Consider the following 21,595-nt stretch of genomic DNA (forward strand, 5'->3'; position numbering starts at 1 on the left):
ATTACATTGCTAATTTCAGCCTCTGCCGTGTTAAAGACATGGACATCTAATCTTTATTATACAATCTTTTTCACGCAGTTTGCAAAAATCCAGACATATATTTGTACAATTATTTCTGTATGGAATTCATGGAAGGGGATTCAGAATGTTCCCTGTAAGCAGGAATAGTTCTGCGCAATCGAACCCTAAACTGCGTTCCCATTCCTTCCACCGAATCTACGGCAATGGTACCGTGATGACGTTCCACAATGCTTTGGCATAAGGCCAGGCCCAGACCTGTCCCTTTCGTTTTGGTCGTGTAAAAAGGCTGGAACAGCTTTTCAAGCTGATTTTGCGGAATACCGGGACCCGTATCCTTCACTTCCAGCTCCACAAAATCGCCCTCTTCATGAGTCGAAATCGTCAGCACGCCTTTATCCCCCATAGCCTCCATCGCATTACGCGACAGATTAAGCAGCAATTGCTTCATTTCCTTAGGGTTCAAATGTAGCATAGTGATATGCTCCTCCAGCTTCAGTTCAATCGTCTGTCCTCTCAGGTTGGCATCTGCCCACAACAGAGGAGTGAGTTCACGAATAATGTCATGAAGATGGCATTGCTCCTTCTCGACAATTCGGTTCTGGGCAAGTGACAGGAAATCGTTAATAATTCCGTTCGCCCGATCCAGCTCCTCCATCACAATACGGTAGTAATGACCGAGGGAGTCGGGACTCTTTTCGCGCATGAGCTGTAAAAATCCGCGCACAACCGCCATTGGATTGCGTATTTCATGAGTAATGCCTGCCGCCATCTGTCCGACCAGACTAAGCCTCTCGAAATTACCCAGTTCGCTGCGCAGTGTCTCCAGCTCTGTAATGTCCTGCAAGGCGATAATGACACCTGTCGTTTTGCTTGCATGTTTATCACGAATGGGAAGGAAGCTTGAGAAAAACACTTTGGGAGACACATTTATAAAATCAGCACCCGCCTCCCCTTCAAGAGCCCTCGCAACCCGCTCATTGACCACTGGTGCAGTGCTAAAACCAAACAGCGATGTCAATGGACGACCCACCACCTCAGGGAGCGTAATAAACGGATCGACGTCCCGATAGAGTTCCAGCATCGTTTTGTTCATATGTATAACCCGTTCTTCGCTGTCCAGAGTGACCAGAGCTAACGGCATCAGATCCATAACTTGACGCAGCTTATCGGCTTCAATTAAATATTTGCTCGTAAACTCGGTCACATCCCGCCGTAACGCTATCTTCTCGAAGGCATTTTGCATCAGACTGACGACCATAAAGCTTGCCAGCACACCTACTGCAATGTTCCAAAGCGTCGTAAGGAGATCAGGAACATATACCCAAACATCCTGTTTGCCCCACAGTAGTGGGAATAACGCCTTAAACAGCATATCAGCTGCAACATAGGCAGAAATCAGAAGTTTTTTGTCCAACAATGTTCCTCTTTGAAAGAACTTGACGTGCAGCAGCATAAAAGGAAAAAGAATAAAACCCGTACCCACATACATTGGCGACATTGCCGTAGACTGCGCTATAATCAGAACACTGACCAGCGCAGAAGCGGCAAGAACAAATGCGGTGCGCCGTCTGCCGTACATGATGCCAACAGCGAGGGGGATAATTCCCAGGTTGGAAGGCAGGCCATAAGGAGACTGATATTGAAAGAGCGAACATAGCAGTATGGCCGGCAAGCAACACAAATAAAGGATCCCTTGATTAGATCCGGGAAGCAGATTGCCACCCCAAACCTTTTTCTTATCCCCACAATCCGTTAATATAGAGAAAAAACCCGCCGACATCACGGCAAGGAGAACTTGAAGCACACTTTCCTTCAACGCAATTAACAAGGACTTCTCCCCCTCATCATCTTTCCTTGACGCCGTTAGTTGAATTAAAGCACAGGCTACAATATATTACAATATATGTGTTAAAATCCCGGTATAGAACGACAAATTCTGCGAAACACCAGATAGATATGAAGATGACGGCTTTACGTATTTTCTGGAAAAATCGAGATGATGGCTTCTACTATCTATATATGGACTGAGATAATTTTATTCATCTATATATTGCATTCTAGAGCAAATGAAATCGAATACCCAAGATTGTGGTATGCTATATCTTTATACAAAAATACTGCGATAATGTGTATCTAAGATAACGGTATTACGATATGATGAAAATCCTGTTACTCCATTTTGGGTTTTCGAAAAATTTTTCTACAAAAAGGAAGAGGTTCATGAAATACGACGTTATTGTGATCGGAGGCGGCTCAGCCGGATTAATGGCCGCTGCGGCAGCCAGCGGTGAGAGCGCCAAGGTGCTTTTACTGGAAAAGGGAAATAAACTCGGACGAAAGCTGGGTATTTCCGGTGGAGGGCGCTGCAACGTCACGAATGCAAAAGAGCTGGACGAGCTGATTCGGCACATCCCCGGCAATGGCCGTTTTCTGCACAGTGCGCTGGCTGCCTTTGGCAACCGGGACATCATCGCCTTTTTTGAACAACTGGGAATAGCCTTAAAGGAAGAAGACAACGGGCGTATGTTTCCCGTGACGGATAAGGCCAAAACGGTTGTCGATGCTTTGGTAAACAAGGTACGTTCTCAAGGAGTGGACATTCGGACAGGAAGTCCCGTACAGGAGGTTCTTTACAAAGAAGGCCACACTGCCGGGGTAAGACTGCGTTCCGGTGAAACCCTTCGCAGCCGCAACGTTATTGTCGCGGTCGGCGGCAAATCTGTTCCGCATACAGGCTCGGAAGGTGACGGCTACGCATGGGCCGAGCAAGCAGGACATACGATTACCGAGCTGTATCCAACGGAGGTACCGCTGACATCAGGTGAGACCTTTATTCAGACGAAAGAGCTACAGGGGCTATCCTTGCGCAACATCAGCCTGACCGTGTGGAATGCGAAGCAAAAAAAGGTCGTCGTCCACGAGGGAGACATGATTTTTACACACTTTGGCCTGTCTGGTCCCTCCGCCTTGCGATGCAGCCAGTTTGTCGTTAAAGGGATGAAAAAGGATAAGACCAGCACGGTACTGCTGACTCTGGATTTGCAGCCTCATAAGCATGCCGATGAAGTCTACCGTGAAACACTGGAGCTGGCGGCAGCAGATGCCAAAAAAGCAATTAAAAACGTACTCAAGCCTTATTTGCCGGAACGCCTGATTCCGCTGCTGCTCCAGCAAACCGAGCTGCGTGAGGATTTAACGTACGATCATATTCCAAAGCAGCAATGGCAGGAGTTAGCCCATCGAATCAAGGCATTTCCGATTCGGGTGAACGGTACGCTCTCTCTGAAGGAGGCGTTCGTTACCGGAGGCGGTGTAAATTTGAAGGAAATTAATCCGAAAACGATGGAGTCCAAGCTGATGCCGGGATTGTTTTTCTGCGGCGAGATTTTGGATATTCACGGGTATACGGGCGGCTATAATATTACGGCGGCGTTTACCACGGGGCATACGGCGGGAACACAGGCGGCTTTAAACGAAATTCTTTAGGAGTGTGGAGACGCTACGCGTAGGCTTTGATCTTACAATCGCTGTCGCTTCTCCAGATTCAAATCCTCCGCTTCGCTGCATACCGCCACCACATCCTCGTTTTTTGGGGGAGGTAGGAAAAGGAGATTAAAAAAAGACTTAAATCATTCGTATTACTGATTTAAGTCTTTTTTTAATTGAAGGCGTAACGACCAAAATCTATGCCATTTTCTTAAACCTCAATAATGATAGGTAAAATCATGGGTCTTCTCTTCGTCTGACCGTAAATAAACCGACCAACATCATCTTTTAACATCTGCTTAATCAGTCCCCACTGACTCATTTCGATTTCTGTTAACTCGTTCACTGTGGACATAATCGTGTCGTGGATCTGACGCATGAGCTCTTCGGAATCCTTAACATATACAAAGCCTCTTGAAATGACCTCTGGTGTTGCGAGCATTTGCTTCTCGTTTTTGCTCAACGTCATCACAATAATCAGCATTCCGTCTGAAGAAAGCTTTTTACGGTCTCGCAGTACAATATTACCTACGTCCCCTGTTACCAACCCGTCTACCAAGCTATTGCCGGCTGGTACTTTGGGCCCCAGGGATGCCCTTCCCTCTTCAATTTGAATAGTGTCACCGTTATGGACGATAAATACATTCTCCATCGGTATCCCCACAGACTCCGCTAGCTGACGATGCTGATACAACATCCTGAATTCACCGTGTATGGGAATCAAATACTCGGGTTTCATCAGGGTCATCATTAATTTTAACTCTTCCTGGCTGCCATGACCGGATACGTGCATCCCTGTGGAGCTGCCTGATCCATAAATAACCTGGGCACCCAGCACATACAAGTTGTCAATGACCTGGGAAAGGTTTCGCTCATTCCCCGGTATGGCTCCCGCAGCAATGATGACCGTATCACCAGGCAAAATTTCGATTCTGGGATGCAAGGAATTGGCTAGTCGGGACAGTGCAGCCATCGGCTCACCCTGACTTCCTGTACATAAAATAGCAATTTCTTCTGCGGGAAACCGCTCTGTTTCCCCCGGCTCAATCAGCAAATCCTCAGGCATATGCAAGAAGCCCAGCTCCTTAGCCACCGATACCACATTTATCATACTGCGTCCGAGTAAAACCAGTTTGCGACCTGTTTCCACAGCCGCGTCAATGACTTGTTGGACACGGTTCACATTAGAAGCGAACGTGGAGATAAATACCTGCTGCTTGGCTCTGGCAAATGCATCTAGAATATGCCCGCCAACCAAACGTTCTGAAGGGGTAAATCCTGGCCTTTCCGCATTTGTACTTTCAGAGAGCAGCACTTTTACCCCCTTCTTTCCTATTTCAGCCATTCGATGAAGATCCGGAAAAGGTCCGCTTACGGGGGACATATCGAATTTGAAATCGCCGGTATGGACCACATTTCCTTCCGGTGTCTGAAAAAAGACACCCAGGCAATCCGGGATACTGTGGACCGTGGTGAAAAAGGATGCCTGAATCGTTCCCGCTTGAACGGTTGAATCCGCATCTATAAGATGAAGCTCAGCATCACGTAAAAGGTTGTGTTCCTTTAGCTTAATCTTAATTAATTCGATGGTGAGCTTTGTCCCGAATACGGGAATGTTGATCTGCTTCAGTAAATAAGGAATACCCCCGATGTGATCCTCATGACCATGAGTTACAATGAGCGCTCTGACTTTATCCTGATTTTCCAGCAGATAGGTGACATCGGGCACAATGAGGTCAATACCAGGCAAATTTTCATCAGGAAACTTGGAGCCACAATCGATAACGACAATATCCTGATCGTATTGGATGAAATACATGTTTTTCCCGATTTCATTAACACCGCCTAGAGCAGCAATGAGTAATCTATTATCAGCAAGCATCAAGTTTATTTCCTCCTTAGGAAAATGCTATCCATATTATTCATTTTCCCCGCAAACTTATGCACCATACAGGGAAAGAAGTGAACAAAAAAACCCTTGTCTCTAAAAGACAGGGGTTCTGTGCTTGATTTATTAGATACCCACCGCAGCCGAAAAGCAGCAAAAATAACAGCAACTAGCCACAGAATCGGGAATAGCTTGAAGATTACCTTTAGCCACTGTCCAAAGCTGATCTGGGCAATGGCCAATTCTGCCAGCAGTACGCCACCCGTCGGTGAAATGAGATTGGTTAACCCGTTACCGAATTGATACGCTGTGACTACGGCTTCACGATTAATGTCTACAAGATCGCCAAGCGGTGCAAGTACAGGCATGGTTAGTGCAGCTTCCCCCGAAGAAGAGGGTACTAGGAAAGTAATGATATTATGCGCAAGCAACATAATAGTAGTGAACAAATAACTTGGCAATCCTTCCAGGATGTTTGCGAGTGAATTCAATACGGTATCGATGATCATACCCTGCTCGGCGATGATCAGAATTCCGCGGCGAGACCTATGATCACTACAGCGTAGATACTTTTTTTATAACAAGTCATTAAAAAAGCTCTAATCCTTTTGTGGAAGAATTAGAGCTCCTATTGGGATTTAATTTATTGAGTGTTTGGTCATAACGAGGCTACTCCTACAATATACGCAAAAAATTGGTCTTACCCATGGGTTTGTCCGAATAAACTAAAATAGACAAATACATAACATCCAATAAAAAATCAAGGAGGAAAACACCATTAATACATTTATCAGTTATATTTTTCTTGGTCTGTCACTTTCGGCCCCCATTGGACCGATTAATGCTGCACAGTTGGATCGAGGTATTAAGAATGGGTTTTGGCATGCTTGGTTTATCGGGCTTGGGGCAATAACCGCAGATATAATCTATATGCTGCTTGTCTATTTGGGAATGATCCACCTTCTTAATGCCCCGTTTGTCAAAGCTTTTTTATGGATGTTTGGTTTTTTCGTACTTGTGTATACAGGTATTGAAAGTATCAAAAATGCAGGTGTGATTTCAGAGTCTGAATTAAGGGGAAATGGTAATACCCTAACCAACTCATTTCTAGCGGGCTTCCTGATGTCATTATTCAATCCTCTCTCCATCCTTTTCTGGCTTGGCATTTACGGATCCATACTCGCAAACGTCGCTAATACATATCCAGTACAACAGCTATTGATCTTTAGCGGAGCGATTGTATTAGGCGTGTTACTCTGGGATGTGACCATGGCAGCCGCTTCAAGTATTTTCCGGAGGTTTCTAAAAACCGGATTGCTTAAAACCATCTCTTGGATGTCCGGATTATCTCTTATCGGTTTTGGCTTTTATTTTGGTGTACAAGCATTTCAATTACTCTTTTTCCGCTGACTCTTGGTTTCTTGGAAAATTACCGAGACGCCTTCGTATGCTTTCGGCGAACCCATTGTACAATGAGGTCACATATTGCAATTAACAAAACAAGCAGTAAGCTGATGTAGACCCCCGGGCGGCTAAGTTTATGAAAAAATGATCCGACCACGGCCATAGCTATCAACAACAATCCAATCCAACGTTTAATATTGTTTGATCTGCTCGATTCCAGTAGCTTACCTGAAGACAGCAAAATAAAGCACCAATTATACAACAGCATTAAACCCGCTGCTGTAGTGATATATTCATATACTTTTCCCGGTAGCAGCAACGACATTACGATGGCTGAGATTAATCCAACGGAGATTAAACTAAGTGCATAAAGAGGATATTTGCCCTTCCACTTCCGTGAAAACAATTTGGGCGCATCTCCTTCCTGTGCAAGCGTAAGCATCATAGATGTCTCTGCATATAGAGATGCTGTCATTGTTGAGAACCCTGCAATAATAAGCACTCCATTAAATAAATGAGGCACAAAAACCAGATGATCGCTGCTGAGCGCAAGCACAAAAGGACTCTCTTTCGGGTTAAAGGCACTTAATGGCACCATAGACACAGCCAGACCAATCGAAAGCACATACACTACAACCAGCGTCATCAGCATCACTTTTCCTGCTTTGGGTGCATCCTCCGGTTTCTGAAGCCGATTAGACATAATTCCGAGCACTTCAATACCTCCGTATGCATAAAAGGCAAAAATAAAAGATGACCACAATCCCATGCCCCCAGTTGGAAAAAATTCTTTGTAACTGATGGGGAACTTTGGATTATATTTTCCTCCTCCGATCCAGCCTGCCAAAAGAGCAACGGCCAAGACCAGAAACATAACAATAGCTGCCATCTTAATGATGGCCAGTACATTTTCAACTCGATCAAAACCCTTATTACCAAAAAAAACAATCACAAGCCCTAAAATCCCGAAGCCTGCCGCAAAGATCCACATCGGTACCTGAGGAAACCAGAAGCGTGAGAATATAGACAGCGCGGTTAACTGGCTCCCATTAATAAGTAGTTCCGAGAACCAATATACCCAGCCACTGCCGAATCCTGCCCAACTCCCAAATGCTTTTTGGGCATAGGAACGGAAAGAACCCTGTTCAGGATGATCTGCCGTCATTCGCGAAAGAGCATCAAACACTATATACGTTCCCACTGCTGCCAAAAAATATGCAATCAGTACGGCTGGACCGCCAATTGAAATCGCTAAGCCGGACCCTAGAAAATATCCTGTACCGATAGTACCTGCAACTCCTAACAAGCTAAGTTGCCACCATTTTAGTTTTTTTTCTTTTTGCATATCTGACGATTTGTCCATTTAAAAAATCACCCTAATCCTGAATTTTGGGACAGATCTCTCCCCATTCTTTAGATTGCCCTCTCCAATATATTTCATGTGAATGAGTCTTCTTTATCTAAAAAAATGATATTGAGTAATTAATTAACTTATTATTAATTTAAAATATGGTGCACAATACCTTTCGAAACACTTCAATCACATTAAACGGAGGTATTACGCATGAGCGAACATCATTACCATGAGCATAAAGATGGATTTATCCCGAAATATCTACTTGAAAAATTAGCAGAAAGAGGTAATGAAGACGCAAGGAGAACGCTGGTACAAACAGAAAAAATCGAAAAAAAATCGAGGAAATAAAAAAAAACAGAATAGAAAGTAACTCTTTTCTAGCCAATGTCTCCGATCAATCCAAACGTTTTATTTACAATAGCGAAAACACGCCCAACTTTAAAAGAAAGCTGGAACGTAAAGAAGGTGACCTTCCTGCCCAAGATGAAGTTGTCAATATCACTTATGACTTTTGCGGCAAGACTCTTGAGTATTTCAAAAATAAGCTAGACCGGAACTCGATAGATGGTCAAGGTATGGATGTAATATGTAACGTTCACTTTAACGATGATCCTTCAGAAAAGGGATTGAATAATGCTTTTTGGGTTGGTGACCAACTTGCCTTAGGCGACGGCGACGGTCGAACGTTTATCAATTTGGCACGTAGCATTGATGTTGTCGCTCATGAATTTGCTCACGGTGTGACTCAATCTGTCAATGAGCTTATTTATGAGCGTCAATCGGGTGCACTGAATGAGCACTTTTCCGATGTGATCGGTACTGCTGTACAGCAGTATGTCAAAGGACAAAACGCCCAAACGGCAGATTGGCTAATCGGGGATGAAATTGTGGGACCAGCTTGGCCGGGAAAAGCGCTCCGCTCCATGAAAACACCTGGAACTGCTAGTGAAATTGACGATCAGCCTGACCATATGAGAGATTATAAAAAATTACCGTTAAGTAAGGATAATGGTGGAGTACACATTTACAGCGGTATTCCCAATAAAGCGTTCTTCCATGTAGCGATGGACATTGGCACAGATGCAGCTGCCTTTCTTTGGTATACCGCTTGGCATGATCGTGAGAATATTCATCCAAGGGCTACTTTCCTTGAAGCCTTCAAAGCCATTCTAAAAGCAGCAGAAGCGTTGGTTGAGAAAGGAAAATTGCCAGCAAAAACAATTGATTCTGTAAAAAGCGCCTTTGAGGAAGTAGGTATTACCTCATTGGTACACGCCTAAGAGGCCATTTTATGAAACCTAAACAAATATATGTCGTTCGCCATGGACTTGCTAAGGGGAATCTCCCCGATGATCCTTTGACTGAAGAAGGATGCCTAGAGGCAAAACAGGTCGCTGCCTTCCTGCGACAACGTCTTGCAGGAAGAGAACTTCAAATTATATCAAGCCCTTATATGCGTGCTATTCAAACTGCCGAAGAAATTGCTAATGTTCTGAATAAGGATTTTAGGCAGGAAAGTGGGTTAAAAGAACGGAATTTGGGAGATATCGGGGCGTTGCATAAGGAAGAATTATCTAATGAACTAAAGAAACAGTTTGATGATATTACATTGTTCTTCCCTAATGGTGAATCGAACTATGATGTAATTGAACGCATTAAACCAGTGCTTCACAATATTAATTCAAACCTAATTAACCAACCCATTATTCTAGTTACTCATCGATTGACGATGACGTTGCTATTACAGCAATATAACAAAAACATCGGTTACAAGGAATTCAATGAGATTACTCATCCCGATGTATATCTAGTAGATATAATATATGATGGTGTTCAGGTGAAGCATATCTGGAATAATTAAAACAATCCAACATATAAGGAAAAGCGCCTTGAACCATAAATAGTGGTTTGAAAGGCGCTTCTCCATTTCAAGAAAAGCCTAAACTTTAGGACTGAAATCAAAAGCTAAATATGGATGCTTCCAGAAAATCCATCCACTTCGTCTTCCAGTTGTTGATCAGAGCTGACGTTGTGCTCCTCCGTTGTGTTGCTGTACGTTCGAGAGGAACCGTTTTTATACGCTTCACTCCAATCCTCGTTGATCGTGTGCGCTGGGATAATCCAGTCCTCTGGGCTATAACCTGGATTTTGTACACCGACATTTCCTTGCAGATCGGGAATTGCATCCGGTCTAGAGAAAAGAGTCCCTGCCTCAATCATACTTCCTTCATAGGCTTGGCAAATCTCCAATGCAGACAGCACATCCTGGTTCTCAATATGAACACTGAGACCTGTGTCACCATTTGTGCTGGCAGAGTATCCAATTTCCTTTAATGTCTCACAGGCTTGGGCGGCTTGCTGCGGATCACGAAATTGAAAACGGAAAGAACCCGTATCCATGTGTTTCATCTCCTCTGAAGTAGCTTATTTTGTTAATTGGGGTTCATTAGGTTAGGTATGTTATTTTTAATATAACCAACCGGAACAGTATTTTTACATTCAAAACCTTTATTTTTCAAAAATTTACTTTAAAGCTTTGAAATTAAATAGTTAAAAAAGCAGCTACTGTGACAAATCGCATGTTTTCGCTACGTAAATCCCTTTATGCTAGTAACAAGGGTATGGTTGCCCGGTCATCCAAGCCGAGCGGTCAAAGGATGCCCAAATCCATACATAAAGGCGGAATGAAGATGATAGATTACCGAACATTGGTGACACAGCAATCCATGCATTTGTATAGCGTGTTTGGCAAGTCATTCAAAAGTGTAAATGAACATGCGGTTGCTGGCATCAAAACGGTGGGCTTTAACCCAACGGCCTTTGCCGTGATGGAAGTTTTATATCACAAGGGCGCGCAGCCGATCCAGCAAATTGGAGCAAAGCTGCTACTGCAAAGTGGAAATGTCACCTATGTTATTGACAAGCTGGAGAGCCGCGGTTATTTGCACCGTCACCCGTGCGACCAGGATCGTCGGATTATATATGCAGAATTGACGGACGAAGGACAACGTGTCATGGACGAAATTTATCCTGATTATACACGTCAGATTGAACGTGCCTTTAGCGGAATCAGTGAAACCGAAAGAGATCAACTCATCGGCTTGCTCAAAAAATTGGGCCGTAGCGCTGATAACCTGTCACCTTATCATAAATAGAATGAATAGTAGTTTAGCAAATGATAGTTTGTGAATAAACGAACAATCTTATAGCTGTGCTAAACGAAAATTAGATTTACACCAGAAAAGTCCACCCTTATATTCATGGGTGGACTTTTTATATACCTGAATGGAGCGAAATATGCCCAAGCTTACGAGCATCATAAGTACCTGCTAACGACTAAAATGTTTGACCACTACATTGTTAAACATAGCCGGGCCGCCATCGGTAAAAAGAGTAATTCCCTGATCCTCTAATCGCGGGAATATTAAACTGGAATACGCTACTTCTCCGTCATCTACAAAGACTTCAATGCTGGTTTTATCGACGAGAATTTTCAGGTGGACGTTTTTCTTAGTGGCATCAAAAGGCGCCCTGCTCTCTATATATTTTCCACTCTGATCCGGCTGCCCGGTGTTGGCTCTATTTACGTAAGAGTATTGCCCATCCACCGAAACACCGACATCCACATGACGCTTGCCGTCCGCTGACTCTCGAAGCCTGAATCCCGCATTTTTGATCATTGACCAAGATACATCCGCCTCTAACTGATAGGCATCGCCTGCTACCGGAAGCGGGTGAGCACCCTCTACCTTGATCTGTCCAAATGATTCCGTTGAGGTTTGGAATTGCTCCAAAGCTTTTACCGGCTGTGAAACCAAGCGATATCCGGCATCTGCTGTATGCTTCAACCGAATTTGACGAACAATCGAATCCATTCCATTAAAGCCTTCCTTCAGGGTAGGCGTGTTATTGGCATAATCCCAATTGTTCATCCAGGCCAGAGCATAACGGTGACTGTATTTATCTTTGTCTTTCCCATCCTCGAACGTAACTGCACCATACCAGTCAAAGCCATAATCCAGCCACTCAGGCTCACTGCGATCAGGGAGAAATGCTTCTCCATTAAAATCTCCCGTCCAGTAGGCATACGTGTTGGGTCCACCTGTCGATTTGCTATTTGCGCTCACGCCCAGAATCCATTGATAGCTTCCATCATCCGCCCGCATCTGGTAAAGGTCAGGACATTCCACAAGCCCGATATTTTCCGTTTGAAAGCCGCTTGTATAACGCCAATCCTTTAAATTATCAGACTCGTAAAAGCCAATCTTCGTTCCTTCCGCCATGACCATCATCCATTGATTACGTTGAATATCTCGGATGATTTTGGGATCTCTGAAGTCCTTTGTACCGGGGTTGGACATCACAGGCTTGTTGCGGTAAGAAGTAAACGTCTTGCCTTTGTCCGTACTGTACCACAAAAATTGTTCCTGCTTTCCTCCATCTGCGGAGGGCTGTGTCACAATGGCTACCAGCGTGCCTTTTCCAAAACCTGCGGTGTTATTATCGTCGATCACGACTGAACCGGACCAAGGATCTCCATTCGGGTTCGTATATTTGGGAATCGCCACCCCTTCATCTTTCCAATGAACCAGGTCGGTTGATGTGGCATGTCGCCATTCTGTACCGTTCTTTTTGGGATAGTCACGATTATATAAATAGTAATAATGATATTTTCCATCGAAATAAATGGGACGTTGAGGATCATTCTTCCACTTATCCGGAACGGTAAAATGATAGGAAGCCCGGTAGGTTGGCCTCTTCTGTGTTTCTAGACTTTCACTTTTAGCCGGGTGATAAAGGCTCCAGCCGATGGCTATTAATATACTCAGGCCCACGATGACCACGATGGATCGTATCCAAATGCTCTTAGAAGCTATGTTTTTCATCATGACGATCCTCCCCACTCTCTTTGTCTGGATAGTCTGACGAGCATGCGGGAATGGTCGGTTCCCATCCTCTCATTGCACGATATGTATCGTCCGGTATGGGACGGCTCGGTGAATCAAGGTAACCCTTAATTCACCAAGTTACTCAGAGACGTATGTATCTCAGTCTCAGTCCCCGATATCGTCCCACCGGAATACTTACTTATTTCTTTCCATAGTCATATGGTGGTACTTCCTTATCGTCCGTTGGATCAATTGTGATTTGCCCTTGTTCCAGAATTCTGTTCTTCACAACAGAAGTTTTGGTGCCTTTAATGTTCAGCAGGAAGCTTGGCGCAAAAGTGGATTTGTGATCCGGGAACAGTCCACGGTTCGTCATATAGCTGGTTACCACAACGTTATTTCCTTTGCCTTGCGGAATAGCAAAATGGGCATACGTCCAGGTAATATCATCACGATCCAGATTTTGGTGAAGAACGAGACCGGTTCCATTCAGGGGCTTATAAGGCCCTGTCAAAGAAGTCGATACGTAACCCAGCATGTAAATATCGTCGTCTCCAACGGCATCAACGGTAACTTTAGAACCTCTGGTGCTTGTAAACATATACCACAAACCGTTCATTTTGAAAACATTAGCACGCTCAATCTCATCTGTTACCAGATTGGATGCAATTAGCGGGTCCATAACTTTTTTCAATGTATAGTCATTATTTAATTCCACGATTCCCAGAGCACCGTTCGCCACTTCGGCCCCATTTTTTTTAGGACTTTGCAGCAGATTTTGTAGCTCTTTGGTGAAAAATTCGTTATTCCCGCCATAATACGCAGATTTATGAAGGGAATCCTCTCCCTGATAACCCGTCTCTGTACCGGTATTTGCTTCAAATATGATATATTTCTTCCCTTGATCTTCAATGTAGTGAGGGTCCCTGAATGTGTGATTATCCAGGTTTACTCCCACGCTTTGCAGGACATTCTGGTAAATTTTCCCGTCTCCAGCATCATAAATCGATTTGAGGTCCTCTATACCATTCACTTTCAGGGTTTCATCATCGGGTTGAGAGAGATTGACTTGGGCCGTAGCCAAGGTTTGCTTGCCGTACAGTTTGTTTTCCGGCTCATAAGGCTGTCTGCTGGTATAGAATAAACGCACTTCTCCATCCGATGTTAAAGTAGCAGAACCGGACCATTCCTCCGCCTGATTTTTCAGAATCGCATCATTGGCTAGGATTTTATCGTTATCCTTAAATACTCTTCCGGCATTTTTCCAGCCTTCCAACGAGGTGTTGCCTGCTTTTTGATAGAACAGATAAATAAACGTATCCTCTGCTCTTTTAGGATCGCCTGCCAATCCAAACACAATATTGTACCCCTTGTAATTAGCTATCGTGCCATCGGCATTTTGTAACGGCCAAGTATCCCACACATCAAAATCAATGAGCTTGCCCGACCCGTCGCGGCCTTTTGCCGAAGGAATATTTTTGATGGAAGATGCATCAAAGGATGGAACTTCGAATTTTTCCTTGCCCTGCTGTTTGAAAATGTTCAGCATATCATGACGCGTGATTTGAGTAAATCTGCTGTCATCCTCGAGATCACCACTGTCTTTTTCCTTCGCAAAAGCTTGAAAGCCGCCCCCTAACAGCAAGGTAGTTGCTACTGTTACGGTAGCTGCTTTTCTGAACAAGTTGTTAAACTTCAAGTACTCCATCTCCCTTATTCTAATTATGCTTTCTAGATTAGAAACCCAACTTTTTGGTTGGTAGGGCCATTTTATATTGTATGTCAAACGATTGATATAGACTAGATATCCCCTTTTATTCAAGGCTAAAAGAAGGAGATACGTCGAAACTCTATCCTCATATTTTCCTATTTATTTTCTGAAAATACCATTTCTTTCATTTCATTTACATTTAAATAAGTTCGTTCCTTGCTTTTTTTGCATATTCAATTTTGCTAGGTAGGTCGCTTTATTTTCCTTCAAAATCATTCAGAAACATTCATCAAAAAATCCATTTGCAAACGAATTCAGAAAAATGGTACTTTAGGGCCCCTTTAATTTTTGAGAAAAATATTAGATACATATGTAATAAGACTATTCTACCATTAATTTACTTATGTAATTATTCACATACAGTATTTCTGACATAAAAAATACACCTTTGATGCTCATTAGCCCAACTATATAAACTGAACTTAAAAGTTACCTATGGTGCCACTACGCAGTCGGATGTTGCTTCCCATCGCCACCACCCCTCGGATTTCTCGAAAAAAGCCTGTGATTAGGGGGGGGATTCCAAAAAATAGCAGTAGCTCTGGACGCTATTTCCCTGTCCCAAGCTACCGCTATTTTCCTATATATTCTGTATTTTCATACCGCTATACAAGCAATAAACATTCTGTTGGTAAGCACCACATGTAACAAGGAAACGATCTACGATTCCTTTATTCCTATGCAGTTCCTCCCTGTGCTGCCTTTGCAGGCTTGCTTGCTTCTTCCTCCGTACCCGGTGGACGGTTCCGCAACCCGAGGACGACAAACCAACTAATGACTGCAATAACGACCATGATGATGAACAGGGAATGCAGACTGTTTTCCAGCACGGAACGGAGCAAGCCAGCGGTTTTGTCACTCAAACTTTGTGAGGCATGAGGTGCAAGCAAGCCGTTAATATCCTCCTGCGTAACCCCCTGCTGTGTAAGCTGTCCATCTGCTGTCTGGGCAGCAATGCGATAATTCAGCCATGAACCGAAGGCTGCCACACCAATGGTTTGCCCCAATGTTCGCAGGAACGTATTCAATGCTGTAGATGCACCACGCAACTGGAACCCGACCGAAGACTGGGCAATAATGGTAAACACAGTCATGGAGAAACCAAAGCCCAATCCATACAATAATGTGGATAGGAACAGCAGCCAGATTGGCGCCGTTTCGCCCATTAGGGTCATCACGAAAGCACCCAGTACAATCAGGGTCAGTCCGACTAATGAGGTTCGACGCGAACCCAAAGTCAGCAAAATGCGTCCCCCGATCATGGAGCCGAACAGCCATCCTACTGACATCGGAGCCAGCGCCAGACCGGATGAAGCGGCATCTCCACCGTGTACGCCCTGAATCCAAAGTGGCAGGTAGCTGGTCAGCCCGATCAGCAGAGAACTGACCAGCAGTGCTGCGGCACAGGAAAAAGCGATATCCCGTATCCGAAACAGCTTTAGGGGCACCATCGGTTCCTGAGCGCGTTTTTCGATAACCAAAAACAGAATCAGGAATAAAATAGCAACGGCTGCCAAGGCCAGCAGTTCAGGAGAAGCCCAACCGATATATTGTCCGCCCAGTGCCAATACGAGCAAAAGGGCCGTCATTCCAATGGTAAAGGTAACAGCTCCCGGTACGTCGATGCGCGCGGTACGCTTGGCTACCTGCTCCCGCAGGTAACGAGCGATGAAGAACATTGCAAGCAGTCCAAAAGGGACGTTAAAACCGAAAATCCATTCCCAGCCAAAATAAGTGACCACGTAACCGCCCAGCAAAGGCCCGATCAGGGAAGAAATCCCCCATACCGAGCTGATCATTCCCTGAACTTTTCCGCGTTCCTCCATTTTGTATATATCTCCGATAATGGTAAAGGTAACGGGAATCACGCCGCCCGCTCCAATCCCTTGAATAGCCCGGTACAAAATAAGCTGCTCCATACTACCAGCCAGCATACAAAGCAAAGAACCGAGTATAAACAATGAACAGCCGATCAGAAAAATCGGTTTGCGACCAAATAAATCGCTAAGCTTGCCGAAAATAGGTGTAGTTACAGCCATCGTCAGCAAATAGGCCGTAAAAATCCAGCTGAGCAAATTCACGCTGCCCAGTTCACTAACAATAGTCGGTCCGGCAGGACCGATGACGGTTCCCTCAATCGCGGCCAGAAAGGTGGCCAACAGAACACCGGTCAGCACGAGCCCGCGCTTTATGGGTTTATCTTTTCCCAAGCAAATCACAAATCCTTTCCTTGTGTAAACTGGCTGCACCTGTGCAATTCGACTGCACAGGATTGGTATTACCCGCACTGCATAATCGTAAACAGGCGGCCTATATAGGCCGCCTGTTTTATACGATGTATATATATTATTGTCTACATATACTTAAATTTTGTCAACTGTAATCGTATGATAAATCCCCGGCACTTTCCGCTTCCTTAATCTGCCCCTTTTCCATGTACAGCATATGGCTGGAAAAGCTTTCAGCGAACTGCATATCGTGGGTGATGATCAGAAAGGCTGCTCCCTGGTCCGCTTGTTCAGCGCACATGCGAAGCAGGATGTTCGCTCCTTCATAATCCGTTCCGCCAGTAGGCTCATCCAGAATGTAAAGCTTTTTGGGCAGAATGAACTGCGCGGCTAAGCTTAAGAGCCTTTTTTCACCGCCACTCAGCAGGTACGGAGAGGCATTCAGCCTGTGATCCAGTCGGGCGGCTGTCAGCAACCGCTGCGCCCGTTCCTCATACGCAGCAGGAATCGCCTCCCCAGCCCGTAATCCAAGCTTGACGCGGACGCTGTACAAGCATTCGTCCCATACCGTTGTAGCCGCAAACTGATGCTCCGGCTGCTGGAACACGTAGCCGATCCCGGCGGCCAGTTGATGGATCGGCAGCTTCGCCATATCCTGACCCTCCCACCACATGCACCCCTTAGGTGCAGGCAGGAGGCCCATCAGCAGCTTGCCGAGCGTTGTTTTGCCGGAGCCGTTCTCGCCCAGCAGGACGGCTCGTTCGCCGGGGGCAAGGGCAAGGCTCACGCCTGCCAGTGCTGCCCGGCCACTGCCGGGATAGGTGAAGGTCAGCCCCTTCACCTCCAACAACGGCAGACCGGGCTTCGCCCCCGGCCCTTGGGGCACGCCTCCCCTCCCTGCGGGAGAGGGCAGCAGCCCCAAGGCGGCAAGCTGCGCGCCATGCTCGCGCAGCAGCTTGTCGGGCGGGCCTTGCAACTGCACAGCCCCGCCCTCCAGCACGATGACGCGTTGCGCTGCACGCGCGGCATCGTCCATGCGGCCGGACACGGTGACCACCGTCCGGCCTGCGGCATGGAGCCGCCGGCATAGCAGGGCGAAGTCGCTTTGGGCCGGCGGGTCCAGTTGCGCCGCTGCGTCGTCGAACACGACGAGCGGCGCTTCCAGCGCCAGCACCGCAGCGATAGCGGTGCGTTGGCGCTGGCCTCCCGAGAGGCGGCGCACGAAGGAGCCGCGCTCGGAGGCAAGGCCGACGGCCTCCAGCGCAGCCGTCAGGCGCTGCGCTATTTCCGCCGGAGGCACGCGCAAGTTCTCCGGCCCGAAGGCAATCTCGTCTTCGACGATTCCCTGCACCAGTTGGGCATCCGGGTCCTGAAGCACGACGCCGACGGTGGAGGCGACAGCAGCCAGGTCAGCCGTGTCCGGGTCCATCCCGTACACGATCAGCTCCCCAACCCGTTCTCCTTCACCGGAGCGGGACAATCCGCCGTGGAGAAGCTGGCACAGCGTAGATTTTCCACTTCCGCTGGCCCCGACAATCGCAACATGCTCACCTACCGCAATATCCAGCGTCAAGCCATGTAACGCGTGTTCCTCCTGATCATCATATCGATAGCCAAAATCCTTCATGGACACAGCTATTTTACATCCAGAACCATTATCGCTATGTTCATTCATAACCGAAATACCCTCTATCCCTGTTCTTGAAGAATACAATCTCGCCATGGCAAGTGCTATGTACGTGAAGCGCGCCCCAGCTCAAAACGTTTTAACAGTCCTGTCCGATTCAATGCATCGCCCAACAACTTAGTAAGCAGACCGCACAATACGATACCGCTCAGGATGCGCACGACCAGTGCAATCGTCAGCACCTTCCACCCCCAATGCATATATCCGAACATATTGGCTGCCACGATAAACCATAACGGCACCATAGCCCCGCCTGCCAGCATCAGCGAAACGGCATTCCAGCGTCGATAGCGCAGTACAGCAAATACCAGTTCAGCGACAATCATATAGCAGACCGCAGCCGCGATGATAGATGCGATTCCGTAGACTGAACCCATAAAGGACTGCACCACTGCGCCAAATGAATAGGCAATTACCGCCGTTCCCGGCTTACGAATAATATAATAGGCCAGCAAACCATATATCATGTACAGCCCGACAATGGAGGAAGTCGCGATAGGCCCTCCCAGACTGTTTAATGTTTTGTTAATCATCGACAAATAAACCGTCATGACTCCATTCAGCGTTGCCAGCATCGCCATCAATACGATATCCAGCGTCGTAAACTTTGCAAAAATACGAGATTCCTTCATATGTAATTCCCTATCTCCTCTCCAAATATAAACGAGCACGTTCTAAATGTATTCATACAAGCTCTCATTGTCAACCTAAATTTATTTATATGGTTGACAATGAGATCGAAAAAAGAGGCTGCTCCCTATAAGCTCCACCATAAAACAACAGTACCTAATACAGCAACCACAGCACATACATAACCGGAGCGCCCCTTCTCCAGCGAACGGAGATAGGTACGATCAGCATAAGCACCAAAGCCTTTGCCCTCCATCGCCAGCGCCGTCTGCTGAACTCGCCTCACGGCATTCACCAGCATAGCACCGACATACCCGCCCCACCATAATAGCCGGTTCCGCAGCCCTCGCGGCGGTTCCTGTCCACGCACACGCCGTGCCGCCATTATAGTACGTCCTTCCTCTTCCAATAAGGGGAGAAACGTCAGCGCCACAGAAATACCGAACGCAAACCGATAAGGAACACGCAAACGCAGATTTAAAGCCTGTACAAAATCTCTGGGATCGGTTGTCGACAAATAAATATACGAGGCCAAAAACAGCACAAAAATGCGAAGCGTCAACGCCCCTGCGATATCCAGTCCTTCCGCTGTAATCCAAATCGGCCCCCAGGCTGCCACGATATGTCCTTCCCGAATCGCCAGAATAGATAATATAAAATACGGAATACCCAGACCAATCAGAAATGACATGGCCCGAAGCTGACGTGCCAACGTTATGCCTGCCCCAAACCAAGCTGCAACGATCAATACAACCAGCAGTGCCGCTTCATGCAGTGTTGAATCCCATGCCATCGACAGCAGGCTAAAGCATCCCACCAGAATCAGTTTACTTAATGGCCCCAGCCTGTGCAGCGGGGACGCCCCTCCGTTATACTGAAACAGCATTTCGCTTTGCCTCCAGTCTGAGCCATTCTTCATGTAGCAAGGAGTACATCAGCATATCCTTAAAGCCTGTAGACGTATGCTGCACTTGCCGTAACAGCCCTTCCTGCGTCCAGCCCATAGAGGACAATAGAGCTTGCGATCCCGTATTTCGCGGGTCCACTAGCGCCTCCATCCGATTCAGCCGAATCGTGTCATACCCGAAAGACAACACCAGCCGCAGCGCCTCCGACATATAGCCCTTTCTCCAATAGGGCGTAGCTAGCTCGTAGCCGATTTCGGCTTTATAGGCTCCCTCGGTCTGCCAATAATTAAAGCCACAGCTGCCGATCAGCTTCCCGTCCTCCTTCAGCTCTATGCCCCAGCGCAACGCATCCTCGGTCCTCGCCAGCTCATTCAACAACTCGATCATATCCTCCGCATCCTCACGTCCGGACATCCCCGTCAGGTTCATATAACGGTGAACCTCCGGATCAGACCAGCAGGCAAACATCGTAGCCGCATCCCCGGTTTCCATCTTTCGGAGCCGAAGACGCGGGCTTTCCAGCGGTGGTATATGCCCCTTACATGCATATGCGCACATGTTCAATCATCCTTCCAGCATCAAAGTGACAATAAATATACGCTACATTTAAGCATACCCCTCCAACAAACGCAAACACCCCCCTGCTCCACAAATGCGCCGATCCGGCATCCATGAGAAAAGGAGGGTATGTTTTGAGCCGCTCATTTCCAAGTAGTTAGGCAGACATGAATGTTGACTATACTCTGCATTCCAATGCCACTTTAGGAGGAGGCGCGGGAAGCGGCACGGGCCTGTTTCTTCACAACATCCTTGTACAATACGCCCAGCATCGACTGAATTTCCTTCAATTCCTCGATCCCTGCACCGGTAATGCTGAACAAATCTTCATGCGGGGTCAGGAAGTTTTCCTGCGTCAGGTTCTCCAGCTCCTGCTTGACCTCACGTTCTCCTACGCGGTACCCGCGTTCTTCGAGTACAGGTTGAATATCTCTCACCGTCAAATCGTTTTGATGTGCATAGGAAAGCATCTGTATACGGATAAACAAATTTTGAACATCTGCATGCATGGTTGTAGCTCCTTCCCGGCTTAAGGCCAACATCGTTATATTGTTTTTACCCATAGGAAACAAGCCGGAAACAAATGAGTGGCAACCCTTTTGAATTGTAGAAACCAAGCAGCGAAGGCGATCCACTTTTCATAAAATGTACGACTGCCGTCAGAATCAGACTGGTCACCACCGCTGAGCTGATTGCACTATGTACCTTTTTCATACCTGACGACTCCTGTTCTTCTCCTGAAATTACGCTGTACAAAGATTAGAGTAC

The 21,595-nt window shown here is 46.3% G+C and carries 19 protein-coding genes and 1 pseudogene; 6 read left to right on the forward strand and 14 right to left on the reverse strand.

Annotated features, from left to right (window positions below; genetic code table 11):
* Nucleotides 1-109: 109 nt before the first annotated feature.
* Nucleotides 110-1,849: a two-component system sensor histidine kinase NtrB gene (locus ASL14_RS08435; RefSeq protein ID WP_134911230.1), complete on the reverse strand. Its 1,740-nt coding sequence runs from the start codon at nt 1,847-1,849 to the stop codon at nt 110-112.
* Between the two features lie 392 nt (nt 1,850-2,241).
* On the opposite strand from ASL14_RS08435, the gene ASL14_RS08440 reads away from it, so the two are divergent.
* Nucleotides 2,242-3,507, forward strand: coding sequence for a BaiN/RdsA family NAD(P)/FAD-dependent oxidoreductase (locus tag ASL14_RS08440; protein WP_134911231.1), 1,266 nt, complete (start codon nt 2,242-2,244; stop codon nt 3,505-3,507).
* Nucleotides 3,508-3,718: 211 nt separating this feature from the next.
* Here ASL14_RS08440 and ASL14_RS08445 read toward each other — a convergent pair whose 3' ends face one another.
* Nucleotides 3,719-5,389: a ribonuclease J gene (locus ASL14_RS08445; RefSeq protein ID WP_134914471.1), complete on the reverse strand. Its 1,671-nt coding sequence runs from the start codon at nt 5,387-5,389 to the stop codon at nt 3,719-3,721.
* Nucleotides 5,390-5,394: 5 nt separating this feature from the next.
* Nucleotides 5,395-5,904, reverse strand: a complete 510-nt coding sequence (locus tag ASL14_RS08450; RefSeq protein WP_237171623.1) for a TIGR00366 family protein — start codon at nt 5,902-5,904, stop codon at nt 5,395-5,397.
* Nucleotides 5,905-6,172: 268 nt separating this feature from the next.
* Here ASL14_RS08450 and ASL14_RS08455 point away from each other — a divergent pair, with 268 nt between their 5' ends.
* Nucleotides 6,173-6,805, forward strand: coding sequence for a LysE family transporter (locus ASL14_RS08455; protein WP_134911232.1), 633 nt, complete (start codon nt 6,173-6,175; stop codon nt 6,803-6,805).
* 19 nt (nt 6,806-6,824) lie between these two features.
* Here ASL14_RS08455 and ASL14_RS08460 read toward each other — a convergent pair whose 3' ends face one another.
* Nucleotides 6,825-8,162, reverse strand: a complete 1,338-nt coding sequence (locus ASL14_RS08460) for an amino acid permease (protein WP_134911233.1) — start codon at nt 8,160-8,162, stop codon at nt 6,825-6,827.
* A gap of 201 nt (nt 8,163-8,363) precedes the next feature.
* On the opposite strand from ASL14_RS08460, the gene ASL14_RS27920 reads away from it, so the two are divergent.
* The 3 genes from ASL14_RS27920 (at nt 8,364) to ASL14_RS08470 (ending at nt 10,017) form a co-directional block, all read left to right on the forward strand.
* Entirely contained in the window at nt 8,364-8,504 is a 141-nt protein-coding gene (locus tag ASL14_RS27920; protein WP_223264257.1) for a hypothetical protein, read from the forward strand.
* Nucleotides 8,505-8,653: 149 nt separating this feature from the next.
* On the forward strand, nt 8,654-9,436 hold the full coding sequence (locus ASL14_RS08465; RefSeq protein ID WP_335338625.1) for a M4 family metallopeptidase: 783 nt from the start codon (nt 8,654-8,656) through the stop codon (nt 9,434-9,436).
* Between the two features lie 11 nt (nt 9,437-9,447).
* On the forward strand, nt 9,448-10,017 hold the full coding sequence (locus ASL14_RS08470; RefSeq protein WP_134911234.1) for a histidine phosphatase family protein: 570 nt from the start codon (nt 9,448-9,450) through the stop codon (nt 10,015-10,017).
* A gap of 104 nt (nt 10,018-10,121) precedes the next feature.
* On the opposite strand, the gene ASL14_RS08475 is transcribed toward ASL14_RS08470, so the two are convergent.
* Entirely contained in the window at nt 10,122-10,556 is a 435-nt protein-coding gene (locus ASL14_RS08475; RefSeq protein WP_134911235.1) for a hypothetical protein, read from the reverse strand.
* 290 nt (nt 10,557-10,846) lie between these two features.
* Between ASL14_RS08475 and ASL14_RS08480 the strand changes: the two genes are divergently transcribed.
* Nucleotides 10,847-11,311 (forward strand): MarR family winged helix-turn-helix transcriptional regulator, encoded by a 465-nt coding sequence (locus ASL14_RS08480; protein WP_014279758.1) that lies wholly within the window; start codon nt 10,847-10,849, stop codon nt 11,309-11,311.
* A 174-nt stretch (nt 11,312-11,485) separates the two neighbouring features.
* Here the strand turns inward: ASL14_RS08480 and ASL14_RS08485 are convergent, their stop codons facing one another.
* The 9 genes and pseudogenes from ASL14_RS08485 to ASL14_RS27320 form a co-directional block, all read right to left on the reverse strand.
* Entirely contained in the window at nt 11,486-13,042 is a 1,557-nt protein-coding gene (locus ASL14_RS08485; RefSeq protein WP_134914473.1) for a glycoside hydrolase family 32 protein, read from the reverse strand.
* Nucleotides 13,043-13,244: 202 nt separating this feature from the next.
* On the reverse strand, nt 13,245-14,744 hold the full coding sequence (locus tag ASL14_RS08490) for a glycoside hydrolase family 68 protein (RefSeq protein ID WP_134911236.1): 1,500 nt from the start codon (nt 14,742-14,744) through the stop codon (nt 13,245-13,247).
* Between the two features lie 749 nt (nt 14,745-15,493).
* The gene (locus tag ASL14_RS08495; protein ID WP_134914475.1) at nt 15,494-17,008 is read right to left on the reverse strand and encodes an MDR family MFS transporter; all 1,515 of its coding nucleotides are present in this window, start codon (nt 17,006-17,008) and stop codon (nt 15,494-15,496) included.
* A 171-nt stretch (nt 17,009-17,179) separates the two neighbouring features.
* Nucleotides 17,180-18,719: pseudogene (locus ASL14_RS29250) on the reverse strand (ABC transporter ATP-binding protein).
* Between the two features lie 56 nt (nt 18,720-18,775).
* Entirely contained in the window at nt 18,776-19,363 is a 588-nt protein-coding gene (locus ASL14_RS08505) for an ECF transporter S component (protein ID WP_134911237.1), read from the reverse strand.
* A 125-nt stretch (nt 19,364-19,488) separates the two neighbouring features.
* Entirely contained in the window at nt 19,489-20,247 is a 759-nt protein-coding gene (locus ASL14_RS08510) for an energy-coupling factor transporter transmembrane component T family protein (RefSeq protein ID WP_134911238.1), read from the reverse strand.
* Entirely contained in the window at nt 20,231-20,827 is a 597-nt protein-coding gene (locus ASL14_RS08515) for a GNAT family N-acetyltransferase (protein WP_134911239.1), read from the reverse strand. The genes ASL14_RS08510 and ASL14_RS08515 overlap by 17 nt, the downstream gene beginning before the upstream one ends.
* 203 nt (nt 20,828-21,030) lie before the next feature.
* Entirely contained in the window at nt 21,031-21,336 is a 306-nt protein-coding gene (locus tag ASL14_RS08520; RefSeq protein WP_134911240.1) for a hypothetical protein, read from the reverse strand.
* A 46-nt stretch (nt 21,337-21,382) separates the two neighbouring features.
* Entirely contained in the window at nt 21,383-21,541 is a 159-nt protein-coding gene (locus ASL14_RS27320) for a hypothetical protein (RefSeq protein ID WP_187644921.1), read from the reverse strand.
* Nucleotides 21,542-21,595 lie beyond the last annotated feature (54 nt).

Origin of the sequence: Paenibacillus sp. IHB B 3084, from assembly GCF_001447315.1 — a bacterium.
Classification (GTDB): domain Bacteria; phylum Bacillota; class Bacilli; order Paenibacillales; family Paenibacillaceae; genus Paenibacillus.

Excerpts from the sequence above, each read along its gene's own strand:
- ASL14_RS08440 (WP_134911231.1), top strand. The coding sequence starts at position 2,242 with ATGAAATACGACGTTATTGTGATCGGAGGCGGCTCAGCCGGATTAATG.
- ASL14_RS08445 (WP_134914471.1), bottom strand. The coding sequence starts at position 5,389 with ATGCTTGCTGATAATAGATTACTCATTGCTGCTCTAGGCGGTGTTAAT.
- ASL14_RS08450 (WP_237171623.1), bottom strand. The coding sequence starts at position 5,904 with ATGATCATCGATACCGTATTGAATTCACTCGCAAACATCCTGGAAGGA.
- ASL14_RS08460 (WP_134911233.1), bottom strand. The coding sequence starts at position 8,162 with ATGGACAAATCGTCAGATATGCAAAAAGAAAAAAAACTAAAATGGTGG.
- ASL14_RS27920 (WP_223264257.1), top strand. The coding sequence starts at position 8,364 with ATGAGCGAACATCATTACCATGAGCATAAAGATGGATTTATCCCGAAA.
- ASL14_RS08470 (WP_134911234.1), top strand. The coding sequence starts at position 9,448 with ATGAAACCTAAACAAATATATGTCGTTCGCCATGGACTTGCTAAGGGG.
- ASL14_RS08475 (WP_134911235.1), bottom strand. The coding sequence starts at position 10,556 with ATGGATACGGGTTCTTTCCGTTTTCAATTTCGTGATCCGCAGCAAGCC.
- ASL14_RS08480 (WP_014279758.1), top strand. The coding sequence starts at position 10,847 with ATGATAGATTACCGAACATTGGTGACACAGCAATCCATGCATTTGTAT.
- ASL14_RS08485 (WP_134914473.1), bottom strand. The coding sequence starts at position 13,042 with ATGAAAAACATAGCTTCTAAGAGCATTTGGATACGATCCATCGTGGTC.
- ASL14_RS08505 (WP_134911237.1), bottom strand. The coding sequence starts at position 19,363 with ATGAAGGAATCTCGTATTTTTGCAAAGTTTACGACGCTGGATATCGTA.
- ASL14_RS08510 (WP_134911238.1), bottom strand. The coding sequence starts at position 20,247 with ATGCTGTTTCAGTATAACGGAGGGGCGTCCCCGCTGCACAGGCTGGGG.
- ASL14_RS08515 (WP_134911239.1), bottom strand. The coding sequence starts at position 20,827 with ATGTGCGCATATGCATGTAAGGGGCATATACCACCGCTGGAAAGCCCG.
- ASL14_RS08520 (WP_134911240.1), bottom strand. The coding sequence starts at position 21,336 with ATGCATGCAGATGTTCAAAATTTGTTTATCCGTATACAGATGCTTTCC.
- ASL14_RS27320 (WP_187644921.1), bottom strand. The coding sequence starts at position 21,541 with ATGAAAAAGGTACATAGTGCAATCAGCTCAGCGGTGGTGACCAGTCTG.